This is a genomic window from Microbacterium sp. zg.Y909, from assembly GCF_024626565.1.
On the sequence record NZ_JANJFJ010000571.1, the window covers coordinates 1 to 1,996 of the forward strand.

At 72.2% G+C, this 1,996-nt stretch carries 4 protein-coding genes; all 4 read left to right on the forward strand.

All coding sequences use genetic code 11. The features are described 5' to 3' along the window. On the forward strand, positions 1-162 hold a 162-nt coding region (gene hisG / locus NQ160_RS22965; RefSeq protein WP_374113709.1), incomplete at its 5' end, for an ATP phosphoribosyltransferase. Next, positions 162-941: an imidazole glycerol phosphate synthase subunit HisF gene (gene hisF, locus NQ160_RS22970; RefSeq protein WP_257517330.1), complete on the forward strand. Its 780-nt coding sequence runs from the start codon at positions 162-164 to the stop codon at positions 939-941. The genes hisG and hisF, both read left to right, overlap by 1 nt. Then, a complete protein-coding gene (gene hisI / locus NQ160_RS22975; protein WP_257517331.1) occupies positions 938-1,294 on the forward strand; it encodes a phosphoribosyl-AMP cyclohydrolase in 357 nt (118 codons plus the stop codon). The genes hisF and hisI overlap by 4 nt, the downstream gene beginning before the upstream one ends. Further along, entirely contained in the window at positions 1,291-1,884 is a 594-nt protein-coding gene (locus tag NQ160_RS22980) for a Trp biosynthesis-associated membrane protein (RefSeq protein WP_257517332.1), read from the forward strand. The genes hisI and NQ160_RS22980 overlap by 4 nt, the downstream gene beginning before the upstream one ends. Positions 1,885-1,996: the final 112 nt, after the last annotated feature.

Below are 1,996 nucleotides of genomic sequence, written 5' to 3' on the forward strand. Positions count from 1 at the left end.
GGCGGCATCGAATCGCCCACCATCTCGCCGCTGCGCGACCCGTCGTGGGTCGCGGTGCGCGTCATGGTCGAGCGCCGCCGCGTGAACCAGATCATGGATGCGCTGTACGCCATCGGCGCGCGCGCGATCCTGGTGACCGCCATCCACAACGCGAGGCTCTGATGGCTTTGGCGTGCCGCGTCATCCCGTGCCTCGACGTCGCCGCCGGCCGGGTGGTCAAAGGCGTCAACTTCGCCAACCTGCGCGACATGGGCGACCCGGTCGAGCTCGCACGGCTGTACTACGGGCAGGGCGCCGACGAGATCACCTTTCTCGATGTCACCGCCACGGTCGACGAGCGCGCGACGACGTATGACGTCGTGCGCCGCACGGCCGAGGAGGTCTTCATCCCGCTGACGGTGGGCGGGGGCGTGCGCTCGTCCGACGACGTGGCGCGCCTGCTCGGCGTCGGCGCCGACAAGATCGGCGTGAACTCCGCCGCGATCGCGCGCCCCGCGCTCATCGACGAGATCGCCGACCGCTTCGGTGCCCAGGTGCTCGTTCTCTCGCTCGACGTCAAGCGGTCGGCCGCAACGCCGTCGGGTTTCGTCGTCACCACCCACGGCGGGCGCACCGAGACCGAGCTCGACGCCCTCGGCTGGGCGCGCGAGGCGATCGAACGGGGTGCCGGCGAGCTGCTGGTGAACTCCATCGACGCCGACGGCACCAAGGAGGGTTTCGACCTCGAACTCGTCCGTCTCATGCGCGAAGTCTCCAGCGTGCCGGTCATCGCCTCGGGGGGAGCGGGCGCCGCCGCCCACTTCGCCCCCGCCGTGCACGCCGGTGCCGACGCGGTGCTGGCGGCCTCGGTCTTCCACACCGGCCAGCTCACCGTCGGCGACGTCAAGGACGCGCTGGCAGCCGACGGAATCCTCGTGCGCGCCAGAGAGGCCGTGTCATGACCGACACCGTGGACGAGCGCATCGCGCGGGTGAGGTTCGATGACGACGGGCTGGTCGCCGCCGTCATCCAGCAATGGGACACCCGCGAGGTGCTCATGCTGGCGTGGATGGATGCCGAAGCCCTCCGCCGCACCCTCACCACCGGCCGGGTGACGTTCTGGTCGCGCTCGCGGGGCGAGTACTGGCGCAAGGGCGACACGTCCGGGCACATCCAGCTCGTGCGCGGCGCGCGCCTGGACTGCGACGGCGACGCCGTGCTCATCTCCGTCGAGCAGGTGGGGGCCGCCTGCCACACCGGCACCCGTACGTGCTTCGACGCCGACGACCTGCACCCCGTGACGGCGACGCCATGACCCGCCGCGCACGCCTGCTGGCGGTGCTGACGTTCATCATCGCCGGCGGCACCGCCGTCATCTCCTCGACCCAGACCTGGCTCGACGTCACCCTCAGCGACGGCGCGGCGCACGTCCTGGCCGTCCCGGGTACCGCAGCCCTGCCGGTGCTGGCGCCCCTGGGACTGGCGGCGCTCGCGCTCGGGCTGGCGCTCTCAATCGTCGGTCGCGTGTTGCGGTACGTCTTCGGCGCAATCGCCGTCGCCGTCGGCGGCCTGCTGCTGACCCTCACCTGGCCGGTGGCCGTCGACCCGCCCGTGACGGCCGTGGCATCCACCGTGACCGAGACGACAGGGCTGAGCGGCACCGAGGCGGTCGCCGCCCTCGTGGCCGCCATCACCGTGACACCGTGGCCGTGGGTGACGGTGGTCGCGGCCGTGCTGCTCGTGCTCGGGGGCGTCTGGACCCTCGTCTCGGCCCACCGCTGGAAGGGCGCCGGCCGCCGCTATCGCACCGACGCCACGGCCGCCGCCGGCCCCGCCTCGTCGCGACCGCACGACGCCATCGACTCATGGGACGACCTGTCGCGCGGCTCCGACCCGACAGCCTGACCCCGCTAGACTGAGGAAGGCATGCGGCCGCCCTGCCGCCTGCGTACGCGAAGGAGACAGATGAGCAACCACATCGGCGACCCCGGCCACGGACACTCCCCGGCAGCGTGGA